This window comes from Rhodococcus sp. BH4 (assembly GCF_002079265.1).
In the GTDB taxonomy this organism is placed as follows: Bacteria; Actinomycetota; Actinomycetes; order Mycobacteriales; family Mycobacteriaceae; genus Rhodococcus_F; species Rhodococcus_F qingshengii.
Map to the genome: position 1 here is coordinate 4215402 of NZ_CP014941.1, position 21240 is coordinate 4236641.

The 21240-nt window shown below is 60.6% G+C and carries 15 protein-coding genes; 5 read left to right on the plus strand and 10 right to left on the minus strand.

Annotated features, from left to right (window positions below):
• Window positions 1-129: 129 nt before the first annotated feature.
• Window positions 130-2010 carry a DUF2075 domain-containing protein gene (locus tag A0W34_RS19360; RefSeq protein ID WP_332314325.1) on the plus strand — a complete coding sequence of 627 codons (1881 nt, stop codon included), beginning with the start codon at window positions 130-132 and terminating at the stop codon, window positions 2008-2010.
• A 184-nt stretch (window positions 2011-2194) separates the two neighbouring features.
• Entirely contained in the window at window positions 2195-3028 is an 834-nt protein-coding gene (locus tag A0W34_RS19365; protein WP_198035660.1) for an HNH endonuclease, read from the plus strand.
• Window positions 3029-3031: 3 nt separating this feature from the next.
• Here A0W34_RS19365 and A0W34_RS19370 read toward each other — a convergent pair whose 3' ends face one another.
• From A0W34_RS19370 to A0W34_RS19400, 7 genes are all read right to left on the minus strand, one after another.
• A complete protein-coding gene (locus A0W34_RS19370) occupies window positions 3032-4027 on the minus strand; it encodes an HNH endonuclease (RefSeq protein WP_039972632.1) in 996 nt (331 codons plus the stop codon).
• A gap of 511 nt (window positions 4028-4538) precedes the next feature.
• Complete coding sequence (locus A0W34_RS19375) at window positions 4539-5030, minus strand: hypothetical protein (RefSeq protein ID WP_042447940.1); 492 nt, start codon at window positions 5028-5030, stop codon at window positions 4539-4541.
• Window positions 5027-5881 (minus strand): ParA family protein, encoded by an 855-nt coding sequence (locus A0W34_RS19380; RefSeq protein ID WP_081558118.1) that lies wholly within the window; start codon window positions 5879-5881, stop codon window positions 5027-5029. Before A0W34_RS19380 ends, A0W34_RS19375 begins: the two co-directional genes overlap by 4 nt.
• A 33-nt stretch (window positions 5882-5914) precedes the next feature.
• Window positions 5915-8839, minus strand: a complete 2925-nt coding sequence (locus tag A0W34_RS19385; RefSeq protein ID WP_081558119.1) for a Z1 domain-containing protein — start codon at window positions 8837-8839, stop codon at window positions 5915-5917.
• A complete protein-coding gene (locus A0W34_RS19390; RefSeq protein ID WP_081558120.1) occupies window positions 8836-10353 on the minus strand; it encodes an ATP-binding protein in 1518 nt (505 codons plus the stop codon). Before A0W34_RS19390 ends, A0W34_RS19385 begins: the two co-directional genes overlap by 4 nt.
• Window positions 10346-12469 (minus strand): hypothetical protein, encoded by a 2124-nt coding sequence (locus A0W34_RS19395; protein ID WP_232329885.1) that lies wholly within the window; start codon window positions 12467-12469, stop codon window positions 10346-10348. The genes A0W34_RS19390 and A0W34_RS19395 overlap by 8 nt, the downstream gene beginning before the upstream one ends.
• A 109-nt stretch (window positions 12470-12578) precedes the next feature.
• The gene (locus A0W34_RS19400; protein ID WP_081558121.1) at window positions 12579-13679 is read right to left on the minus strand and encodes an LLM class flavin-dependent oxidoreductase; all 1101 of its coding nucleotides are present in this window, start codon (window positions 13677-13679) and stop codon (window positions 12579-12581) included.
• A 296-nt stretch (window positions 13680-13975) separates the two neighbouring features.
• Between A0W34_RS19400 and A0W34_RS19405 the strand changes: the two genes are divergently transcribed.
• Window positions 13976-14977 (plus strand): MBL fold metallo-hydrolase, encoded by a 1002-nt coding sequence (locus A0W34_RS19405; RefSeq protein ID WP_054831764.1) that lies wholly within the window; start codon window positions 13976-13978, stop codon window positions 14975-14977.
• Between the two features lie 42 nt (window positions 14978-15019).
• Here the strand turns inward: A0W34_RS19405 and A0W34_RS19410 are convergent, their stop codons facing one another.
• Window positions 15020-15940 (minus strand): universal stress protein, encoded by a 921-nt coding sequence (locus A0W34_RS19410; protein ID WP_063316923.1) that lies wholly within the window; start codon window positions 15938-15940, stop codon window positions 15020-15022.
• Complete coding sequence (locus tag A0W34_RS19415) at window positions 15937-17382, minus strand: amino acid permease (protein WP_063316924.1); 1446 nt, start codon at window positions 17380-17382, stop codon at window positions 15937-15939. Before A0W34_RS19415 ends, A0W34_RS19410 begins: the two co-directional genes overlap by 4 nt.
• Window positions 17383-17542: 160 nt before the next feature.
• Here A0W34_RS19415 and A0W34_RS19420 point away from each other — a divergent pair, with 160 nt between their 5' ends.
• Window positions 17543-19336, plus strand: a complete 1794-nt coding sequence (locus tag A0W34_RS19420; protein ID WP_063316925.1) for an alanine racemase — start codon at window positions 17543-17545, stop codon at window positions 19334-19336.
• A 31-nt stretch (window positions 19337-19367) separates the two neighbouring features.
• On the plus strand, window positions 19368-20210 hold the full coding sequence (locus tag A0W34_RS19425) for a hypothetical protein (protein ID WP_081558122.1): 843 nt from the start codon (window positions 19368-19370) through the stop codon (window positions 20208-20210).
• On the opposite strand, the gene A0W34_RS19430 is transcribed toward A0W34_RS19425, so the two are convergent.
• The gene (locus tag A0W34_RS19430; RefSeq protein WP_081558123.1) at window positions 20211-21185 is read right to left on the minus strand and encodes a TauD/TfdA dioxygenase family protein; all 975 of its coding nucleotides are present in this window, start codon (window positions 21183-21185) and stop codon (window positions 20211-20213) included.
• Window positions 21186-21240: the final 55 nt, after the last annotated feature.

Here is a 21240-nt window from a genome sequence, read left to right on the forward strand (position 1 = left end):
CGCTCAATCCGTCAGGCCGCGCTTCCGCTAATGTACTGAGCGCGGCCCGACGGACTTCCGCTGTGATTCACAGCCACGGACATGCCCCCACCCGCACGACTCGATTCGTGCTGCCTGGGGGACCTCACTGTGACCTTGCTTCGTACTTCTGCCAACAGGATTGGCGCGATGGCGAATCCTGATTCCTTGGTGGAACAGCTGTTGGAACAAATGCTGTTTCGTACCGGCCGGCGCGCAAGTGAATCGGAGCAGAAGTCGTGGAGCCGCAGCCTTCCCGTTCTAGCCAATGATTTGATCGAAGCCGGTTTGGGCGGCGTCGAGATGTTGGTCGAGTACCACTTACCTCTCACGTCTCAGCGCGCTGATGTCGTACTGGCCGGACTACATCCGACTACCGGCCGACCGTCATATGTCGTGGTGGAACTCAAGCAATGGTCGGCCGCCCAACGATATGAAGGCAGCATTGACCTCGTCGATGTGCCGGGGATGCCCGGTGGCCCCAAACTGCACCCTGTCGCACAAGTCAAGGGCTATTGCGAGTATCTGTCAGATTTCGCGAAGGCTCTTGCAGATCAGCCCGATGCGGTTGCCGGCGTGGCCTACCTCCACAACGCCACGGATCCCGCAGCCGTCGCAGAACTACGGTCGTATCCCGTCTCCCTCAGCGGCCGGTTGTTTACCGGAGCCGACCGCGGAGATATGCAAACCTTCCTCAAATCTCGGCTCTCGACTGAGTCCTCCGGACACACTGCCGGTGATACTTTGATCCGTTCCGCAGTGGCACCCTCTCAACCATTGCTCAAGGTAGCTGCCGCCGAGGTCCGCGATCGACCGCAGTTCCATCTCCTTGGTGAGCAGCAACTAGCTGTCGACCTCGTACTCCACGCAGTGGATCAAGCTCACCAACTCGATCACAAGCGAATCATCATCGTCACCGGAGGGCCTGGCAGTGGAAAAAGTGTCGTGGCACTGTCCTTAGTCGGTGAACTCGCGCGGCGCGGTCGAACGGTATTGCACGCCACAGGTTCCCGATCCTTCACTCAGACACTTCGCAAGGTCGCCGGCGCCCGCGCTCCACGGGTGCAGAAGATGTTCAAGTATTTCAACCAATTCATGACCGCTGACCGCAACGGACTCGACGTACTAGTTCTCGACGAAGCTCACCGTATCCGTGAGACCTCAGTCGACCGCTACACCAAGGCAGAGCTTCGAACGGAGCGTCCTCAGCTCGACGAATTGATGGCAGCAGCACGCGTCCCCGTTTTCCTGCTCGACGAGTACCAGGTCGTGCGACCCGGCGAGATGGGATCACTGGAGCAGATCGAGCGACATGCAAAGTCTCTCGGATTGGAAACGCAACACGTTCACCTCGGTGAGCAATTCCGTTGCGGTGGTAGCGAAGAGTACGTTCTCTGGGTCAAACAGCTTCTCGGACTGGCAGAAGGTGAGCCCGTAGCCTGGGCTGGCGATCCGCAGTTCTCAGTTCGTATCGCCGACACACCGCAGGAGATGGAACATCTGCTGTCACAACAGATCGAACGTGGATATTCGGCTCGCATGACGGCCGGGTACTGCTGGCCATGGAGCAACGCCGAGAAAGATGGCACTCTCGTGCCGGACGTAGAGATCGACAACTGGTCCCGTCCCTGGAACAGCAAGAGTGACAGACGAATCGGAGACGCACCTCCGGCCCCGCTTTGGGCTACGGAAGACGGCGGTTTCGGGCAAGTTGGATGCGTCTACACCGCACAGGGTTTCGAATACGACTGGAACGGTGTCATTCTTGGACCTGACATTGTCTGGCGCAACGGCGCATTCACCACGGTACGCACCGCCAACCGCGACCCGGATCTCAAAAACACCAAGAAGATCGGCGACGTCCGGTTCAACCGCTTGATCCGCAACATCTACAAAGTTCTGCTCACCCGAGGCATGGTTGGAACTGTCATCTACTCGACAGACGAAGAAACTCGAAAAGCTTTGCGTTCGTTGGTGAGCGAACACCTCTGACCTTCCGTTCGAAACACACTTCTAGCAGAAAACGAGCTCGGCCCGACAGGCTTCCGCCACAGGACATGCCTCCACCCGGTGCGATACCGGATAGGTGCATGACTAAATGTCCGCTTGGATAGTTCCGATAGACGGCGATAAGCTTGAGAACTGGGAGATCGCCCAAGCCAATAGCTTCTGGGACATGCCCAAGCGTTTCAATATCCAACAAGGCGACGACGTTTTCTTCTGGCTTTCCGGCGAGAAGCCCGAGGTCGCGCATGCAGGCATGGCCGGCTGGGGAATTGTGTCCTCGGGAGTGGAAGTCGTGGATCCAAGCACGCTTCCTTGGACCGATCCGAACTACGGCTACAAGTACAGGTTCCACTTCCAGCTGGTCAACACACAGAGAACCGTCGACCCCCGCTGGGGCGAGGCGCAGAAGCTGCTCGGGACCGCATTCACGGCGCAAGCTCCCCGCGAATTCCAAACCACACAGCAAGTCGATTACTTGCGATCACTATTCGCCTCCCAAACTGACCGCACCATCGGGCCGTATGCGACGACTATCACCGTCGACTCGTCTGTTGTTCCCTCACGAATCGACGACCCGTACGTCCAAGGCGAGGACATGCGCAAGCGAGCCGAGCGCTTGATCGTGATTCGCCAAGGCCAGGGTGCGTTTCGGAAATCTCTCATGGACAACTACCACGGTGCCTGCGCTATGACCGCAACCTCAGTGCCATCAGTGCTCGAAGCCGCTCATATCGACCGCTACTTTGGTGAGAACACGCATCACGTAACCAACGGGCTTCTGCTGCGTGCCGATCTCCACACGTTGTTCGATCTCCGACGCATCACGGTGGACGAGAATTTCCTTATCCGAGTCGATCCCAAGCTGACGGGCACGGAGTACGAGTCTCTCGATGGCATGCCACTTCGGTTGCCCGCCAACCTAGCTCACCACCCAGATCGGGGTGCTCTCCACCGGCACCGCGAAAGCTGCTCCTGGATGCCCAATTCATCGGCCACAACCTAAACTTCAGGATGCGACGTAAATCTGCGTACGATGCCAGTCCAGGTAGGCGATGTCTGGCCGGTCGGCAGCATCGGGCAGTATCAAACGGTCTGTGAGGGGTGGCTTTCCGAGCGCCGCGCGCAGCGGGCCTTCGGTCAGCATCTCGTTCTCGACACCAGGTGCGTAGTGAAGGTTGAGTTCCTTGTCGACGGTGATCAGTCCTGTGTCAAAGGCGACGTCGTGGGTCGGGCAGGCGGTGAAACCATTCCGGTGGTCGAGGCGTTCCCTACCGGTGCTGTCACGCCAAGGTTTTATGTGACTCGCGGTGAGAAGTCGTGGACGGCGGCGTCCGCCGATATTCGCGCTGAGTCCGCAAAACACGCATCGGTGCTGGTGATTACGAAGCACGCCTTCTGCGAAACGGTGCTGCCCCACACGCACGGTGGAAGTTAGCAACCGCTGCGTGGTTTCTATCGGAATATCGTCACGCACTTTAGACCACTTTTCGAGAGTCAGTTCCAATGACTTTTCGATCTCGCTCTCCACCAGCTCTTCTTGACCCGCGAGCCACAGTATTTCGCCGTGCTCGAGGCCCAGGAAGTCCGGCAAAGTAACTTCGTCGATTCCGTGTTGCCTGGCCGACCGCAGGATTCGCAGGTAGACGTCTTGAAGAAGCTCGCTGTCTGAGAGCATCCGCGCCGCAACTTCAACTTCGTGCCGACCCCCGTTGCTGCGACTCCCGTCGAGGTTTGCCATCTTCGCGATGAAGCTGGTCGGTGGACGCTTGAATAATCGCGCTAGGTGTTGCACAGGCATGCCTGCACGATGAGCGGACCCGCTACCGAACCTGCTGTGGTCGACCAACAAGGAAGCGCATAGCGACAGCACCACTTCGGATGGCACAAAGTTCACTTGGTTCGTTTTTGGCGGAGGAATTTGGCGTGCCAATACCGACGTCCACTGCTCTGACAAAGCCGCTGGTGTCGGGTCGAGAAACTCAGAAATCGCCAACGGCGCCAAGATCCACTTCCCTCATCGAGGTTGACTGCAACATTCACACAGTAGCCGGCGCCCGAAATGACACACCCGCACCTTGCCGTAACGATCTCTCCCAAATCCGTGGCATCATGCGCCTCCGGACGCCACCACGCATCCAAAGCCGAGGCAGCCGGCATAACCCCCTATTCGGCAATACTCGAAGAATCACTCGCGGGCGCGTGTCGATTGCATGAGCGGTCCAGCTCGTCCACGCCGGATTCGACGTGTGAACAGAGTTAGTTCACAGCCCACGGACCGATGCTGAGCACGCGATGTGACGCCCGTTCGCCTGACGTGTCAACATCGACCACCAACCAGCGATGATGATCCGGCAGTCGGTGACTCTCTGCTTGCCGAAGCGTGCTTGTCATAGCTATGCCTCTGGCAGGTAGCAGTGAAAACAGTTGATGCTCAATTGCAAACTAGGCCCGCGAACCCGTGCGCCTTTCTGGTGGCGCCCACTACCATAAAGGCGCACAGGGGCCGCAGGCCCCTACCGGAACGCACTGCCCTTCGAGGTCAGTGCCTTCACCCGCTCGACGGTCCAGACCGCCAGCACATCGACCTTCCGTTTACGGCCGGTCTCCTTGTGCGTGTCGATCTCCTGCTCCGCGATGATGTCCTTGATCCCGTCTGCATCGAGGGCTGAAAGACGCTCCAGCAGCGCTGCTTCCCCATCGACCTTGAAGACGTCGAACGGGTCGAAAGCCCCCGGCTCCCGCTTCACCTTCGGTACAGCAGCACGACGACGCGGCGCCGGCGCAGAAGCAGGTACCACAACGGCGGATCCATCCGACGGAACTGCGAAAGCGCTTTCGATTGCCTTCGCGAAGCGCGGGGTACGGGCAGCTTCCTCTGCAACTACCTGAACCAGTTTGGCCAGCAACACCGAGGCCGAGGCATTGGTTGCTCCCAACTTGAGGAGCGCTGCACCGGTTTCCTGCACCTGCACGCGACGACGCGCCTCATCGATACCCGCACTCATAGCTTCGCCTGCGCTTCCGTGAGAATGTTCTGCGTAATTGCACGCATCTGATCGAACTGACCTGCATTGCCGTACTTCACCTTCAAAGTGCTGTACGGGTGAAACTCCGCCGACGCGGCAATCTGATTCGACTCCGCGAGATATTCCGGCAATACGTGAGGGACGTTGGGATCGCGTCGAAGGTTTCGCACAGTCGTGCGGTGCACCGCCGAGTTGGACTTGTACTTGGTGATCACGAGCCCAAGTTCGAACAGTTCACGACCAAGCTCCTTGCCGAACTTCGCGATGTGCGTCTGGATCTGCGGAATGCCGTACGTGGAGAGCACATCCGGGATCGTGGGAATCACGTAGCCGTCAGCCATTGCCAACCCGTTGAGTGTGATCGGCCCGAGATTCGGCGGGCAATCGATCAGGACGTAGTCGTAGTACGGCATCACCGGTGCGACGGCATCCCTCAATAATTCAACCAGCTTGGTGGAGTTCCGATCAGCCACCCGAAGGGCACTGATCTCCTCCTGCAACTCGATCAAATCGAGAGATGAAGAAAGCAGATCCACACCCGTCACTCGCTTGACCGGAGAAACTCCGCGCTGAATCGAGGCTTCAAGATCGAAGTTCGACGTGCCATCGACGGCGTCGCGGAAAATGGTTGCGCTGGTCAGACCTTGCTTGTTGAGTTCGAGCCAGTGACCCTCACTGATCATCATCGTCGTCAGATTGATCTGCGCATCGAGGTCGATCAGCAGCACGCGCTGACCGAATTCGAGCGACATGAACTCGGCCAACCCCGCGGTGATCGTCGTCTTACCGACGCCGCCCTTGAGGTTGATCGTCGCAATCGTCTTAGCCATCAGAACCCATTCCTGTCTCCCACCACAACACACCTAGTTCGCATCGACGATCGCCCCTGTACCTGACTGCCTCACCCGAAAACCGATTCGCCCCAACGGCTCCGCCGCGTGCGGAAGCGCATACGAGAACAACGTCGCAAAATCGCGCGAGTCCACCGGACCAGCCTGTGCCCGTTTCAACTGACGAGGAGACGGATCGTTCGCAAATACGAGAATCAATGCACCGCGAGTCTTCCGATGAAGAGCACCCGCAAGCGGTCCCCCGTTCTTCTTCGGACTGCCTGCAATGTGCTCGATCGCATCGCGCTCACGAACGGCCGTACCGGTGAAACCTGTTCGGTACTCGCGTTCCTGACGCTTACGATTGACGATCGGAAGTTTCTCGGGCCAACCCTTGATCTCGATCGGCTCCCGGGTCTTGGGATACGGCAACAGAACTGCGAAGTCTTCGAGCAATCCGGATTCGATTGCGGTCGAGAGCGCTTCGCGGTGGGGACCGAAATCCCACCCGTTCGCCCACTCGAATCGGTCCACGGCGGCCAGCACCACATGTGCCGGGACGATGCCGTATCGCGCAGAGAACGATCGCGAAACATCATCCTTGTCAACGAAATTAAAGGACCCTGTTTCGCCCAACGACTTCAATAATGGTGCAACCGCGTCGAAGTGCCGGGCGTTGATCGAACCGTCGCCTCGCGGGGGCTGCATCGTGAAACTAAAACTTTCACCGCCCATACCGCGATAAACCAGATCGGCGTTGAACATCTTGTTTCGAGCCGTTGGCCTCAGCCACGGTAACTGCTGAAACACCATCGGCGGCACATCGCGTGGAGTGACCCACGGTTCGCCCTTCTCGTTCACGCCGCTGAACCTGGTGAGCTCGTTCCGGAACTCCTGCTCGTCCCGAACGATCGCCTCGAATGCCTTGTACATGTCGTAGTCCGCGCCGGCAGGTCCGCCAACCGTGCGGCCGATGAACAGGCGCACCAGGTCTCGGTACCCGGGGCGAAATCCGAACCAGCGTCCCATCTGCATCAACGTGTCAGCTTGGCCCGTTCGACGCGTGTAATAAGTGATGGTCAGGCCCTCGACTGTGAAGCCGCGACTCAGCTTCGTTCCGCCGACAAGGATCTTCCACACTCCCCGTTCTTGGAAATCGAGGGAATCCTGTTTGTAGTCCTTCTCGGCTGCCCCGTTGACCACGATGACGGGGCTGGTTCCCTCCGAGATCCTGTCGTAGGCGGCGCCGATGAACTCCTCCAAGTCGCCAAACGAGCTGGGATTAGCCAACTCGCTACCACGCGCAGCACTCACCACTGCAAAGTCCTCGGCCCAGAGCTTTTCCAGCCTCGAGAGACTCTTTGCCTGGCTGTACCCCGCCGACTTCCACAAGGCCTTGAAATCGTTGGCCACGGCGTCATGCTCAGCTTGCTTGACCGATTCGTGCACCAGCATCGTGTGGTGCCGATACGGTTTGGCGCCCTTCGATTCTCGGAAAAGCTTGATCGCCCCGGTCAGGACAAACGAGTCGAGAGCCCGCAATTGCTCGGCAGAACGATCCGCGTCGCATTCGGCCCGGAGATCCCGTACGTACGCTTTCTCGTTCGAATTGGCCGGAGTCTTGTCGTCGTCCTCGACGTCATCGAGATCGTGGAAGTCCGCACCACCCATGTACGGGCCGGGCCGCTCGAGACTGACGATGAAGTCCGAAGGAAAGACGTTGACGCTGTCTTCCGGATCGACAAACACATTGGCAAAAGGTGTTGCGGTGTAACCGATGTACTGGGCACGCTCGAGTAGACCGAGGATCTCGGCAATCTGACCGTTGATCGCCGTCCGCTCGACCTGCTCGGTTTTCATCTTCTTCGGATCGATCGTGTTCACCGATGCCTGATCGGCTTCGTCGTCGATGATCAGGGCAGGAATCTGATCGAGTTCGGTCGGCACTTTCTTCAGATCGGCCACCAGCTTCTTGAGGCTGGAGACATTCTTCTTCACGACCGCGATGCGAATATTGCTGGGGTACAGATTCTTCGGATCATTCAGCGGAAGGGAGTGATCCACGGTTTCGAAGTGCAGTGCGCTCAGGCCCGCGAGCAGGCTCTTGTAGTCAAAGGTCGAGGTGGTGAGTCGACGGATAGCCGGGATTTCATTGGTCTTGTTCGGATCGATTTCGTGTTCGAGAAAGTTCCCGTCCCGCCAGTCCTCGTCGTTGGCGTAGTCGTCGTCCACACCGGCACTGATGTTTTGACGACCGACCAATTCCATGTCGAGGCGTCGCTGAGTCTGGCTCCGGAGAATCTCGATCGTGCCGGTCAACACGATGACCAAGCGGTACCCAGCGTCGATCGCCTTGGCCACGACGCCACTGAAATTCGCCGTCTTCCCGCTCTGGACGTAGCCGACCACCAAACCTTTGGACTGATACGGCTCGGGCCGCGTCGGATCCGCAAGCCGGTGCACAACTTCAGTCGTTGCAATGTCCAGCTTTCCGATTGTCGCCTCGTCCCAGTTCTTGTCGGCTAGAACTCGCTTGTAAGCGCGCCAATAGAAGTCGTGCTCGCGCCGGCGCTCGGAGGTGTACCAGGGGTCCCACGGCTGCTGAGCAGCAATGACAACCGGCCCACCTTCGCGAGGGAAGTGCGCATCCATCTCGGCGTGGGCGTCGACCGGCAATCCCAACAAGTCGTAGATCCGAGCTCGCCGTTCCGGGCTCTGCGGAACAGTCGAGCCCACCCACGTCTCGACACTTTCCGCATCCCACTGCCGGAGACGCGAGGTGAGCGCCGTTCGTACACCGACAGCACTGTCGTCGAGGAACACATCGATGATGTCCGCGATGGTCAGGCCGTCCGGATAGCTCGCTCGCAGGCGCGCGTTGACCGGGTACAGCACGTTCTCGGGCGGAAACCCGTCACCGAGTTCACGTGCAACCGCACGGAATACTTCATCACTCACTGCACTACCTGCTCCCGGTGCGCTGCCACTGCGGAAATCAACACTTCCTGCCACGCCTGCATCTTTTCCCTCTGACGCGCGCCGATTCTCGTTCCTTCGAACATCTCACTCACCAACAGGAAGACGAGAGTCTTGAGCACCGGAGCATCAGCCGGGTCGAGACTGCGACGTCCGAGCAGATCACGCCGAAAACGCGCATTGATCCACAAAGTTCGAGTTTTGAGGTCGACTTCGAAGAACTGATCGCGCGCCAAGGCTCGCCAACCCACCGCAACAGGATCATCACCGACGCTGAATTCGAAGGCGTCGCTGAAGGAATCGAGCACGTCTTCCGGAAAGCCGGACGCCGGCTCGATGACGCTGATCGGCCGAGGTGCAGAACTTCGGGCTGCCCGCACGACGCGCTCGGCATCGGTCAGATACGAACGGAATCCACCGTTGCCATCCGTGAAGACGGCCCCGTCGACGGCAGCCGACGCAGTGGCGTCGAGCGTCACCCCCGATTTCTCGGGATTGATGGTGATGTGCTGCAGCAGAGATTCGTTCAGGTCGACAGCAATTCGTGCCAATCCGTAGTCCGGTCGGCCCCGCACTATCGCGTTCCAGCCGCCGATCTGCAGGAGTCGATCGTGCCGATAGAAGTAGAGCCCCTGCTGGTCGCGGCCGGGGGCGCCGTGGATGCGAAATTCCGGTGCATTGCTCCGGGCGGGCCACAGGTGAGCTTCGGCGGTTACTGTGGCACCGGCGATCGACACGGTAAGTGTCCGAGGGTAGTTGGGGTCGCCTGTGCGCGGATACCGGAACGGGTCGATGGCACTGACTGTGCGCAGCGCGCCGGCGCGTCCCGCTTCGACGTCGAAGACATCCACAGTCAGAGCGATCCGGCCGGATTCGATGAGACGGTGAAATACGACGCCGAGGTGACTGCGCACGTCGTTGATGGTCTGTTCGAGCCAGCTGGTCTGCTCGTCCGCGTGCGCGGACATGAGAAATGTTGTGATGCCGCGCCATTCGACAACAGTTCCGGTGTTGAAGGGAAAGCGGGGCGTGACTGCGTCGAAGAATTCTTCGGCTTGCCGGTCCTCGATCACCGAAACTGACTGACGCCCCTGCACTGAGGCGGAGTCGATCTCGCGGCCCTGCGTCGGGTGCCCGGACTTTCGAGACCACACTCGGAGCAACCGAGCCTGACTCAACGACGCCGCCTTCATCCCTACACCGAAATGACCGAGGTCCTCGGCGGCATAGTCGCGTCGGCGGCCGTAGGTCATCGCGGAATCAATGGTGTCACTGTCCATGCCGGAGCCGTTGTCGATCACCATCATCGACACGATCCGTGTGCCGTCCTGAACGAACCTGATCAGCACGTGGGAGGCCGCGGCGTCGAGGCTGTTGTCGATCAGATCGGCGAGCGCTGTCGCGATGGTGTGGTGCAAGCCGATGGCGCCGGCGAGGGACTCGTCCGCAGCAAGGATCTTGGTGCCCACTATGCGGGTGTCCGCGACGTCAGTCATGGGATGCATCCTTACCGTCTACCTCGTCGATTTCGGATGCTTCGCCGCGCCGCCATGCCGCCTCCAGGAAGTCCAGAACCACGTCTTCACCACGATCTTCGTACGCGCGCAGTATCTTTCGTGGACGGTCTTCGCCGTCCAGACACACTGCTTCGGCGAGAATCCGCACCACATGTCTCTCGGCAGTTCGCAATGGCTCGCGATTGCCAACCTCTGCGAGTGCCTGACGTAGTGGGTCGATGTCAGAGTGGACAATCGCCGGTCGGACCACGCGGAAGGTTCCGTCTTGCCACAGCTCGAGCAACACGTCTTCGCCCTCGACAGCGGAGAGTTCACGCAGGAATCGGCGGATAGTGCCGAACGTCGGCTGCGCTCCGGTCCACCGAACTGCTTGAACGCCGAGGTGACTCTCCAACTCGATGTTCGCGCCGCGCGCACAGCCGGCAGCGACCGCGACACCGGCGGGTACAGCAAACCCGGAGCCCCGCAGATGATCAGAGGTCACGGTCAGTCGATACCGCCACGTACTACCTGACCGGTACAGGCGGCGAGTCAACTCTGGCGTCTTCGCAGTGTTGCGTGTCCGCTTGCGCCGGACTATCCCGTCACCACCAATGTTGAACTCACTGGCTTCTTCAGCCTCTCCCGAAGAAACCGATTCCTCCCCAACGGAATCCGCGCTTCCCCAGGCGTGCAGCCGCCACACTGCGCCGTCGAGCGCCACGCGATCGTCGGCCTCGAGCGCGCGCTCGATCGACCGGTCACTGCGATCGGACTTCAGCAACTCCACAAGCTCCACGACGGACTTCGGCGATCCGACGGCTTCGAGCGCGCCGACTGCCAGATCGGAGATCCGACGCGCACGCGTCAGCGCAGAATCCGCCACTACGACAACGCCGCACCACGCAAGCCACTTCTCCAGTTCGCCGCGTGACATCGACACAACTTCGGCGACGTCGTCGAGTGCAACTACACCGTTGGGGGACTCAAAGTCTTCCAGCAAGGTCTGAGTGCGTTTCTTGGCCGCCGCGACGCCCGGAGCGGCTGCCCAACCGTCAGTCACCTCGAAGTAGTCGTCGAGACGGTCCAGAACCAACCACAGCGGAACTCCGTAACCAGGCACCTCCGCCGCGATGCTCGGATGCACGTCGAGGAGGCGATCAAGCGAAGCTACCGGCTGAATCTCGACGCGCAGGCTGGCAAGCAGATTCCCCACGGCTGTCCCGAATCCGCACGCCGCGTTGAGTTTGGCTTTCACGTCGGCCTCGATCTGCCCGACTCGCCCCGAGCCCACTCCGAGCTTGGCTCCGATCGCTCCCCTGCGCTGCGGCACTCGCGCTACGATCCGCTCACGCAATACCAACGACTCCCGCTCATCCAGCTGCGAGAAGAGATTGTCGATTTCGTCAATCGCGTCGGTACGGTCGGTGTCGGGCAAGTCATTCGGCGTCAGAGCCGAGATCCGGGCGGCGACTTCCTGAATCGAGGCCGGAGATTCGTCGTCGATCTCGACGGTGACGAGTGGTCTGCTGTCCTGACCTCGGACCCGTCGCCACATAGCAAGCTGAGCGAGATCGTCGAGCAGCGCTGTGATCGCGGGTGGGGCACCTGCTTCCTCAGCGGCCTCGACGCGGGCGAGCGGAGTCGTCATGACCGCACAGACCAACAGGTTGAGCACTATGTCGTGCACCGTCTGTTCGCTCGTTCCGCGCACGCCGAAGATCTCAGCGGTCGTGTGCATCAGCAGTCCGCCGATTGCTTTGTCGGTGGTGAGCCGAGACAGTGCAGTCACTGCGCGAGTATCCAGACTCAACGCCTCCAGCGGGAGATCTTCACCAAGTAGCGGAAAGCTCGCTCTTAATACCGCTGCCGCGTGGTGAGCGATGTAGAGGGACGCCAGCTCAGAGAGAACCTTCTCGAGATCGACCTCGAGAACAGTGAACGACGGCGCTTCGCTGAACCACCAATCAGGCGACGGTGCCAGCGGCTCGAGCAGCGCAGCGCGATCGGATACGTAGTCGTCCAGCCAAGGAAACAGATCGACCCACAGCGTCTGACTCAGCTCGTTCGCGGGAAGCGAGTTCACACCCAACGTCAACGCACTACTCCCACTCACGGATACCTTCATTGCGGTCAAAACCGACCGCGATGTCGGTAACAAGTTACTGCAGCTTGTAAGCGGTCGCAGCGCCGGACCTGCTTACCCGACAGTCAGGCTTCTCCGCTCAGTCGACGGCGGTGAAACCCTTCGCCCGATCTTTGTCGGCCGAGGTCCACAGCGTCGTCGACAGTTCGGCCTTCACCAGCGGGATGACCTCTTCCGCAAAGCGGCGCAAAGTGTCCTTCTGCTGCTCGAAGTCGAGCACGTGATTGACCGACACCGATTGGAAATCGTGGCCGTAACTCTCGTGATAATCGAGGATCTTCTCGGCGACTCGCTCCGACGACCCGACCAGCGCCGGCCCACGGTCGACGGCCTCCTCGATGGTCCGGAAGCTCGTCGACTTTCCGACCGCTTTGGGATCGTGCTTGCGTTTGTCGGCCTGCGCAACGGCGCCTTCGTAGATCGGACGGAACTCTTCGATGGCCTGCTCGGTCGTGTCGGCGAGGAACAATCCGCCCGAACCCGATCCGACGTACGCCTTGGACGGGTCGTGCCCGTACGCCAGGTACTGCTCGCGGTAGTGGTCGATCAGCACTTTGTAGTTCTCACGAGGCTGGAAGGCGTTGGCGGTGACGATGGGGTCGCCCCACTTCGCCGCGAGTTCGACGGCCTCGAACGAGGTAGCCGATCCGTGCCAGATACGGAACGGGCCGTCGAAAGGACGCGGTAGCGTCGTCGCGTCCTCGAGCGAAGGCCGGTGCGTTCCCACCCACTTGACGTTTTCCTCGCTGATCAGCAGTTTGAGGAGTTCGTAGTTCTCGGTGAGGTACTCGTACTGCTTGGCGATGTCCAGACCGAGGAGCGGGTATTGAAGAACCTCGTTGCCCTTGCCGATCACGATCTCGAGGCGTCCCCGGCTGAGTTGATCGATGGTTCCGAAATCTTCGGCGACTCGGATCGGATCGAGTAGCGACAGGACAGTGACACCCGTCGAGAGCAGGATTCTGTCCGTGGCCTGCGCAATCGCGCCCAAAACGACGGTTGGCGCCGACGAAAGAACCGGCCCGGCATGGCGCTCACCCACCGAGAACGAATCGATACCCAGTTCTTCGGCGAGAACCGCCAGTTCGACGACACGGTTGAGCCGGTCGGACGGGGCAACTTCCTCGCCGGTCACTGGATGGGGTGGGTTGAAAATGATGTCCAGAACCTGAAAACGCATGACCCGTCTTTCTCGATAACCGCACAGCGCGCCTGTCCCTCGGAGGCTAGTGCGCGGCTCGTCGACGGATCCGCCATCCGAGGACGCCCCTGACACGACGAGATCACGAAAAATCCTATTCAACAACTACTTTCGAATCAATGGCACTATTCGGTCGATAAAACTCTCCCCGATCCGAAGTCGCCCGAAAACATGCCGAACTCCCGCCAGGCAGGACCTGTGTCACCAACCAAACGAGCGCACGGTAAACATGAAGTACTAAGAGTGCGTTCCCTTATCGTTAAGAGGTACTTGTTATGAACGGTGCGGCGGCCATCGGTGATGGCATATTCCAGATTCCTGTCCCGATCACGGACAACCCGCTCGGGCACACGCTCGTCTACGCCATGGAATCCCCCGGCGGACTGATCTTGGTCGACGCTGGTTGGGGTGACGACAACGGCTGGCAGGGCCTCAACGCGGGGCTCGCCGAGATCGGACATTCGGTGACCGACATCGAAGGCGTTGTGGTTACGCACTTCCATCCGGACCACACCGGACTGTGCGGACGGGTCCGCGAGGCATCCGGCGCCTGGATTGCCATGCACGAGGACGACCACTACCTGTTCGATCAGATGGCCACTGCGCGTAACGAGGAGTGGATGGCGTACCAGCTCGACAACATGGAACGTGCCGGAGCGCCCGCAGCTGACCGTGATGCCTTCCGACTGGCTGCCGCGGGTGAGTCTCCCGTGGGCCCCGAGTCCGCTCCCGACCGCCTTCTCGTCGACGACGAGATCATCGCACTCACCGGCCGCGGCCTCCGCGTTGTCTACACCCCCGGCCACACGCCTGGTCACGTCTGCTTCTACCTCGACGACGCCGACATCATGTTCACCGGCGACCACGTCCTGCAGAAGACAACACCGCACGTCGGCAACTTCGTGTACCCCCTCGACGAGCGTGACGCCCTCGCCGATTTCCTCGACTCGCTCGCACGGGTGCAGAACATGAACATCACCCGCGGTCTCGGCGCTCACGGCATTCCGATCGACGACGTCGGAGGTCGCGCCGGTGAGCTGATCGAGCATCACCAGGAGCGACTCGATCACCTGCTCCAGGAGTTCGCCGACGACAAGCTCACCGTGTGGGACGTCGCGGCAAAGATGAAGTGGTACAAGCCGTGGGCCGAGATCTCCCCGATGGGAAAGACGATGGCGTTGTCCGAGGGCGCAGCTCACCTTCGCCATCTGGTTGCCCGAGAGCAGGTCTCTCAGGTTCCCGGCTCCGAGCCCGCGCTCTTCGCTCGCTCCGTCTGAAAGATCAGGGCCGACAAGCACTCGGCTCGTCGGCCCTGATCTCTATTCCGCTTCGGCCTGATCGACTATTCGGGTCGACGCCGATCGCGGCACCACCACCACCGGAACCGGTGAGTACCGCACGATCTTCGCCGCCCGACTGCCGAGGAAGACCCGGGCCAGTGGACCTGCCTTGCTCGAGCCGACAGTCAGAACGTCACCTCGATCCCACTCGACGCCCTCGAGCGCCTCGGCCCAGTTACGACCATGGCTGATAACCGATTCCATGACGTCGGGAATTTCGGGCAGTGCACGCACGCGCTCGAAGGCAGCATTGGTCTCGCGCTCGACCACCTCGGCCCACTCGGAGATGACCGGTGAATCCCCCTCGGTCCCGAGCGTGGTCGTGTACTGCGCGTTCGCACGAACTGCAAACGCCGCCAATCTGAGTCCGGCATCGACACGCGCAGCCACGGTCGCGGCGGCGAGCACCAGATCGTCTTGATCGGGTGTGCCCGAGTATGCGGCGGTGACGCGGCGAACCACCTCACCGGGCTTGGTTCGAAATCCCCTCGGCGCCAGGGCGACCGGAACGTCGGAGCTGTGCAGCAAGCGTGAGGTGACGCTGCCGAGAGCCACGTGACCGAACACCCCGGCGGTCGACGAATCCAGGACGATCATCTTGGCTTCGTGCTCGTGAACGAGATCAAGTAGGCCACTCGACGTCGACTGAGCCTCATGCACGACATAGGTCACGTCGACTTCCGAGGGCATGTCAGCCCGCGCTTTCGCCAGCGCCGCTTCGGCTTCGGCTCGCAACTGCTGGTGGTATTCGGCGTCGACCCGCGCCATTCCGGGCGGTGGCGGCGAGGGAATCACCGCGCAGATCACCAACGGTTCACCGGACGAGCGCGCCAACAGCGTTGCCAGATGGACGGTTCCGGAGCTGTCACCGTCGGGTGCGTATCCCGCGAGCAGCGTCATAACTCGGACTCCGATCCCAATTCGGCGCGGTTCTTCGCACCGAGGCGCGAGTGCTTCATACCGTAGGCGAAGTACCAGATGATCGCGACGGTCACCCAGACGAGGAATACGTAGATCGTGACGGTTCGGAGGTCCTTGATGATCCACAGGCAGCCCAGGATCGAGAGGATCGGCGTCACCGGATAGCCGGGAACTTTGAAGCTGCGCGGCAGGTCCGGGTCACTGCGCCGCAGGATGATGACCCCGACCGAGACCACGAGGAAGGCCACCAGGGTTCCGATGCTGGTCATTTCGGCGAGGAAGTTGATCGGAATGAAACCGGCCAGAATGCTGATGACGACGCAGACGATAATGGTGTTGGGCACCGGCGTCAGAGTCCGCGGGTTCACCTTGTGGAAGATCGACGGAATCATGCCGTCGCGTGACATCGCGAACAGAATGCGGGTCTGACCGTAGATGACCACGAGCGTGACGCTGCAGATCGAGATCACCGCACCGGCGGCCAGAAGTGTTCCCGGCCAGGTAGATCCGGTCACCTGTTCGAGGATGGCGGACAGCCCGGCTTCCTGACCTTCGAACGATGCGGAATCCTGTGCACCGATCGCCACGGCGACAACGGCGATGTAGATCGCGGTGACAGACACGAGCGCAATGAGGATCGCGAGAGGGAGATTGCGACGAGGGTTCTTCACTTCTTCGCCGGCGGTGGACACAGCGTCGAGGCCGATGTACGAGAAGAAGATGATTCCGGCGGCGGACATGACGCCACTGAATCCGAACGGTGCGAAGTCGGCGAAGTGATTGCTGTTCCATCCGGCGATGCCGACCACGATGAAGAGCAGCAGAATTGCGAGTTTGATCGAGACCATGATGGCGTTGGCCTTGGCCGATTCACTGGCGCCGCGAATGAGCAGAACACCGCACAGGCACACCAGGATCACTGCGGGCAGATTGATGATGCCGCCCTGCTCCGGCGCTTGTGACAGCGCGTCGGGGATCTGGAACCCGAAGAGGTTGCCAAGTAGCTGGTTCAAGTATTGCGACCATCCGACGGACACCGCCGCGGCCGAGACTCCGTACTCGAGAAGCAGACACGCGCCGACGGCCATGGCCGGAAGCTCTCCGAGCGTCGCGTAAGCGTAGGAATACGACGAGCCCGACGCCGGGACAGCTCCGGCCAACTCCGCGTAACAAATCGCCGTGAGTCCCGCGACGACACCGGCAACAACGAAGGAGATGATCACTGCCGGACCCGCAACCGGGACTGCCTGCGAGAGGACGAAGAAGATGCCGGTGCCGATCGTGGCGCCGATGCCGAACATGGACAACTGCGCCAAACCGATACTTCGGGTCAGCTCGCCGCCGTTGGTATCTGCGCCGGTCTCCTGGTCTATCTGCAAAGCCGGCTTGCGCCGAAGTACGTGTTTGACGAGAGTAGCCATCGACGCTCCTCTAGAGTGCCTGGTAGGAAACTGTTGTATCCTCATACTGCACGTAAGTGTCCTGCGACACAACAGTTGGAGCAAAGTTGCCCAGCTCACGCCAACCGTCCGGTCTGGAATGCCCGGATCGTGAACCGCCTCCGGAGAAAACAGGGAGATCATGACCGGACCGACCATCACCGTCGACCTGCGTCGTATCGAACAGAATGCGCGCGTCCTCGTCGAAGCGTCCAATGCCAAGGGTATTGAGGTGGCGGGCGTCAGCAAGTCTACATGTGGCTCCCCCAAGGTGGCGCGAGCAATGGTCCGCGGCGGCGTCGCACAGATCGCCGACTCCCGCCTGGACAACCTGGCCCGCATTCGCCGCGACGGCATCACCGTTCCCCTGATGCTGATCCGCGCACCGTCGCTCAACGAGATCGACGACACGATCCGCTACGCGGACATCAGCCTCAATTCCGAGTTGACGACGATTGTTGCTCTGGGCAGAGCAGCACGGACGCGAGGAGTCGTCCACGACATCGTGCTGATGATCGACCTCGGAGATCTCCGCGAAGGAATCCTGCCGGCGGAGGCGTTGGACGTAGTCGCTGAAATCCTTCCCATCGAGGGCATCAGACTGATCGGAATCGGCGCGAACCTCGCGTGCGTCGGTGGCATCCAGCCGACCGTCGACAACCTGTCGAATCTGGTCTACCTTGCCGACGAAATCACGAAGCGGTTCTCGATCGAACTGCCGATCGTTTCCGGCGGCAATACGTTTTCGCTGCCACTACTCGAGACGGGCACGATGCCCGAGGGGATCAACCATCTGCGTTTGGGCGCCAGCATTGTTCTGGCCGAATCACCTACTCCCCCCGGACTGTACGAACTGCTGAACAGTGATGCTTTCACCCTCACCGCGGACATCATCGAGGCCAAGGTCAAGCCGTCGCGGCCGTATGGAGTCTCAGGCGAAGACGCATTCGGCCGACGCCCCGTCTTCGACAACGAGGACAAGCCGAGCCGACGCCTGATCTTGTCCATCGGCCGCGAGGACATCTCGCCGGAAGGCTTGACCCCGATCGATCCGCGATTGAAGGTGATCAGTGCCAGCAGCGATCACCTCCTCGTCGACGCCGGAGAAACAGGTGACGAATACCGACTGGGTGGCACCGTCGACTTCACGATCGATTACGGCGCGCTCTTGATGGCGATGACATCGCCCTACGTCGAAAAGCGCTACGTCCTGGGCACCGAACCGATCGATGCCAATGCGACCGTCGAATTGATCGATCTCGAAACTACCGGGCTGGCAAGCCATCTCCTCGATCACGGTCTACGCGAGGACATGTCCGGAATCGGTTTCAACTGCATTCAAGCCGAGAACGCCGCCGCGGATCTCACAACGCTGCCGCTGTGGCTCACTACCGAGGCCTGGCAGAACACCAGAATTCCGATTGCCACCGAACCCGGAACCGATTTGGGTGCAATCATTTTCGCCTCCCACGGCGATATCGAACAACTGCTGTCGTCGGCGGCGGATCTGCACGGCCCCAGTTTGGAGAACACCGTCCTGGTGGGCGTCAAGAACGCCACGGTCGATCACAAGCGCGCACTCGACGAGTACGGGGTATTGCTGGTGACGATCGACGAGATCGATCGCCATGGCATGGCGGCCTTGATGCCTCGCGTCCTCGCCGCGGCGGGCCAGGGTGTGAACGGCGTCCACGTCCATTTCGACATGGACATCATCGACGGACGTGTTCTCGGAGTCGACGACACGACACATCTGGGCGGCCTCACATTCCGAGAAGCGCACCTCGCCGCCGAATTCATCAGCGAGACCGGCCTGACGAGATCGATTTCGATCGGCAGCGTCGCGGCAGCGGATTCCGATCCCCTCGGACGGCAAGCGACCTTCGTCGACGGACTGGTTGCATCGCTGCTCGGGCGCAAGGTGGTCAAAGCCTGACGCTGTCGGCAGCCCTTGCGAGAATCGTCCGATGATCACGCGGAGCTCCGGTCAGCACGTATTCATCGCACTCGGCACGCCATGGATCGATGCCGTGGTCGCGTTTCTCGAACCCCGAGCCCGTGTCGATCCCTGGATCATGCACGGAAAGATGGCCATCGGTGACCTGCTGGTCACGGTTCTCGACACCACTCCTCGCACGCTGCTCTGCATCGAGACCGTGGCTGCGCCCTTCGACGGCACGTCGCCGATGGAAGTCGATGAACGCCCGTACGAACTCCACGGTTTGCCCACCGTTCCAGAACTCGAACAACGATGGTCCATCACGTTTCCCACGGATCCAGGGCCGGTCGACGACGCACTGGCCGACCGGATTCTCACGGCCGGCCAGTCACACTATGCGCACTACTTCGGCGACATCGACACGCTGGATCCGACGTCCACAGCTGCCCACGCCCGAACGTTGATGAACGAGCGGGGCAACTGCACAGGTTGCAGCTCACCGCTACCGTTGCGAAAGTTCAACAGCAGCGATCGCCTTCACTTTCATTCCGCATCACGGATCTTCAGGCAGGCTGAACCTGGTGACGACTACCCAGCCGTCCTGTGCCGCAAGTGCACCGGAAGGATGGCCACGTCCGGGCACACCAACTTCATCGACTACATGCTGGCGAAGAATCCGTCGTGCCCACTCTGCGGTGCACACAGAACCGCTCAGTGTGCACCGGGGATGCCGGTCCATCCATTCGATCACCTACCGTGGCTCGCCGGATCAGGCTGCGTCGTGGGACCGGACACCCCGGAATGGACGTGCCGAGCATGCAATCACTCATGGGGACAGATGTTCCCGCCGGATCACCCGCAGCACGACTGATCAGTTCGCGACAAAGCCGGGAAGCCGATCGATGTCTGCAATGATCGAGAACTCGGATGCATCGCCCTTGATGATGCGGCTCTGCTCACCGTGGACGTCGACGGGAACGTCACCGGCCAACGTCACGCGATGCACGCTGCGCGCCTGTGTCCCGTAATCGGAAATCCCGTAGTGCTGGGTTGCCTGGTTGTCCCAGATCGCCAGATCACCGGGAGCCCATGACCACCGAACGGTGTTTTCCAACTTGATGATTCGTGCCTGCAGAAGCTGGTAGAGAGCAACCGACTCCGACGGCTTCAGTCCGACGAACTCCTTGACGAAGTGACCGAGAAGCAGAGTCTTCTCCCCTGTCGCAGGATGGACCCGAACCACCGGATGCTCCGTCTCGTAGATTTCGCGGGTAAATTCGGAGTAGTTCGTCACGCGCTGAGCGTCGCCTTGCTTCACCTTGTCGATAATCTCGGCGTAGTCGTATGCATTGGTGTGGACAGCGCGCAGATTCTCGACCAATACCTTGAGTGAATGCGGCAGTTGGTTGTACGCAGCCGTGGTAGACGCCCACGTGGTGGCTCCGCCGTACTCGGGAATTGTGTTCGCGCGCAGGATCGATGCCTTCGGGATGCGATCGATGAAAGTGACGTCGGTGTGCCAGCTGCTGGCAGCGCCGTCGAGCACCAACAGCTTGTTGTCCTTGGACTTGAGAGTGGGATGCGTGGTGGTCTGGCTGCCGAGGGTTCCGGCGAATTCGTACTGCGACGTGTCGTCGAGATGCTGCTGCCCACGGAAGAACACAACCTTGTGCGCTGCCAGCGCATAGTTGATCGCGTAGGCGGTCTCTTCGGACAGATCCCCAGAGAGGTGTACGCCGTCGATGCGGGCGCCGATCAGCTCACCGACCTTGTGGACAGTGATTCCGCCGGCAGCGTAGATCTGCTCCGGGGTCTGAGTGACGCGTTCGAGTTCGGTGATGGACATGTCAAGCTCCTATGAGTCTGCAAAAGGTTGAGTGGTGGTAATGCTGTTCGATGTC

Coding starts and splice junctions, on each gene's coding strand:
- A0W34_RS19420 (WP_063316925.1), top strand. CDS start 17,543: ATGACCGGACCGACCATCACCGTCGACCTGCGTCGTATCGAACAGAAT.
- A0W34_RS19405 (WP_054831764.1), top strand. CDS start 13,976: ATGAACGGTGCGGCGGCCATCGGTGATGGCATATTCCAGATTCCTGTC.
- A0W34_RS19390 (WP_081558120.1), bottom strand. CDS start 10,353: ATGACTGACGTCGCGGACACCCGCATAGTGGGCACCAAGATCCTTGCT.
- A0W34_RS19430 (WP_081558123.1), bottom strand. CDS start 21,185: ATGTCCATCACCGAACTCGAACGCGTCACTCAGACCCCGGAGCAGATC.
- A0W34_RS19380 (WP_081558118.1), bottom strand. CDS start 5,881: ATGGCTAAGACGATTGCGACGATCAACCTCAAGGGCGGCGTCGGTAAG.
- A0W34_RS19415 (WP_063316924.1), bottom strand. CDS start 17,382: ATGGCTACTCTCGTCAAACACGTACTTCGGCGCAAGCCGGCTTTGCAG.
- A0W34_RS19410 (WP_063316923.1), bottom strand. CDS start 15,940: ATGACGCTGCTCGCGGGATACGCACCCGACGGTGACAGCTCCGGAACC.
- A0W34_RS19425 (WP_081558122.1), top strand. CDS start 19,368: ATGATCACGCGGAGCTCCGGTCAGCACGTATTCATCGCACTCGGCACG.
- A0W34_RS19365 (WP_198035660.1), top strand. CDS start 2,195: ATGCCCAAGCGTTTCAATATCCAACAAGGCGACGACGTTTTCTTCTGG.
- A0W34_RS19400 (WP_081558121.1), bottom strand. CDS start 13,679: ATGCGTTTTCAGGTTCTGGACATCATTTTCAACCCACCCCATCCAGTG.
- A0W34_RS19375 (WP_042447940.1), bottom strand. CDS start 5,030: ATGAGTGCGGGTATCGATGAGGCGCGTCGTCGCGTGCAGGTGCAGGAA.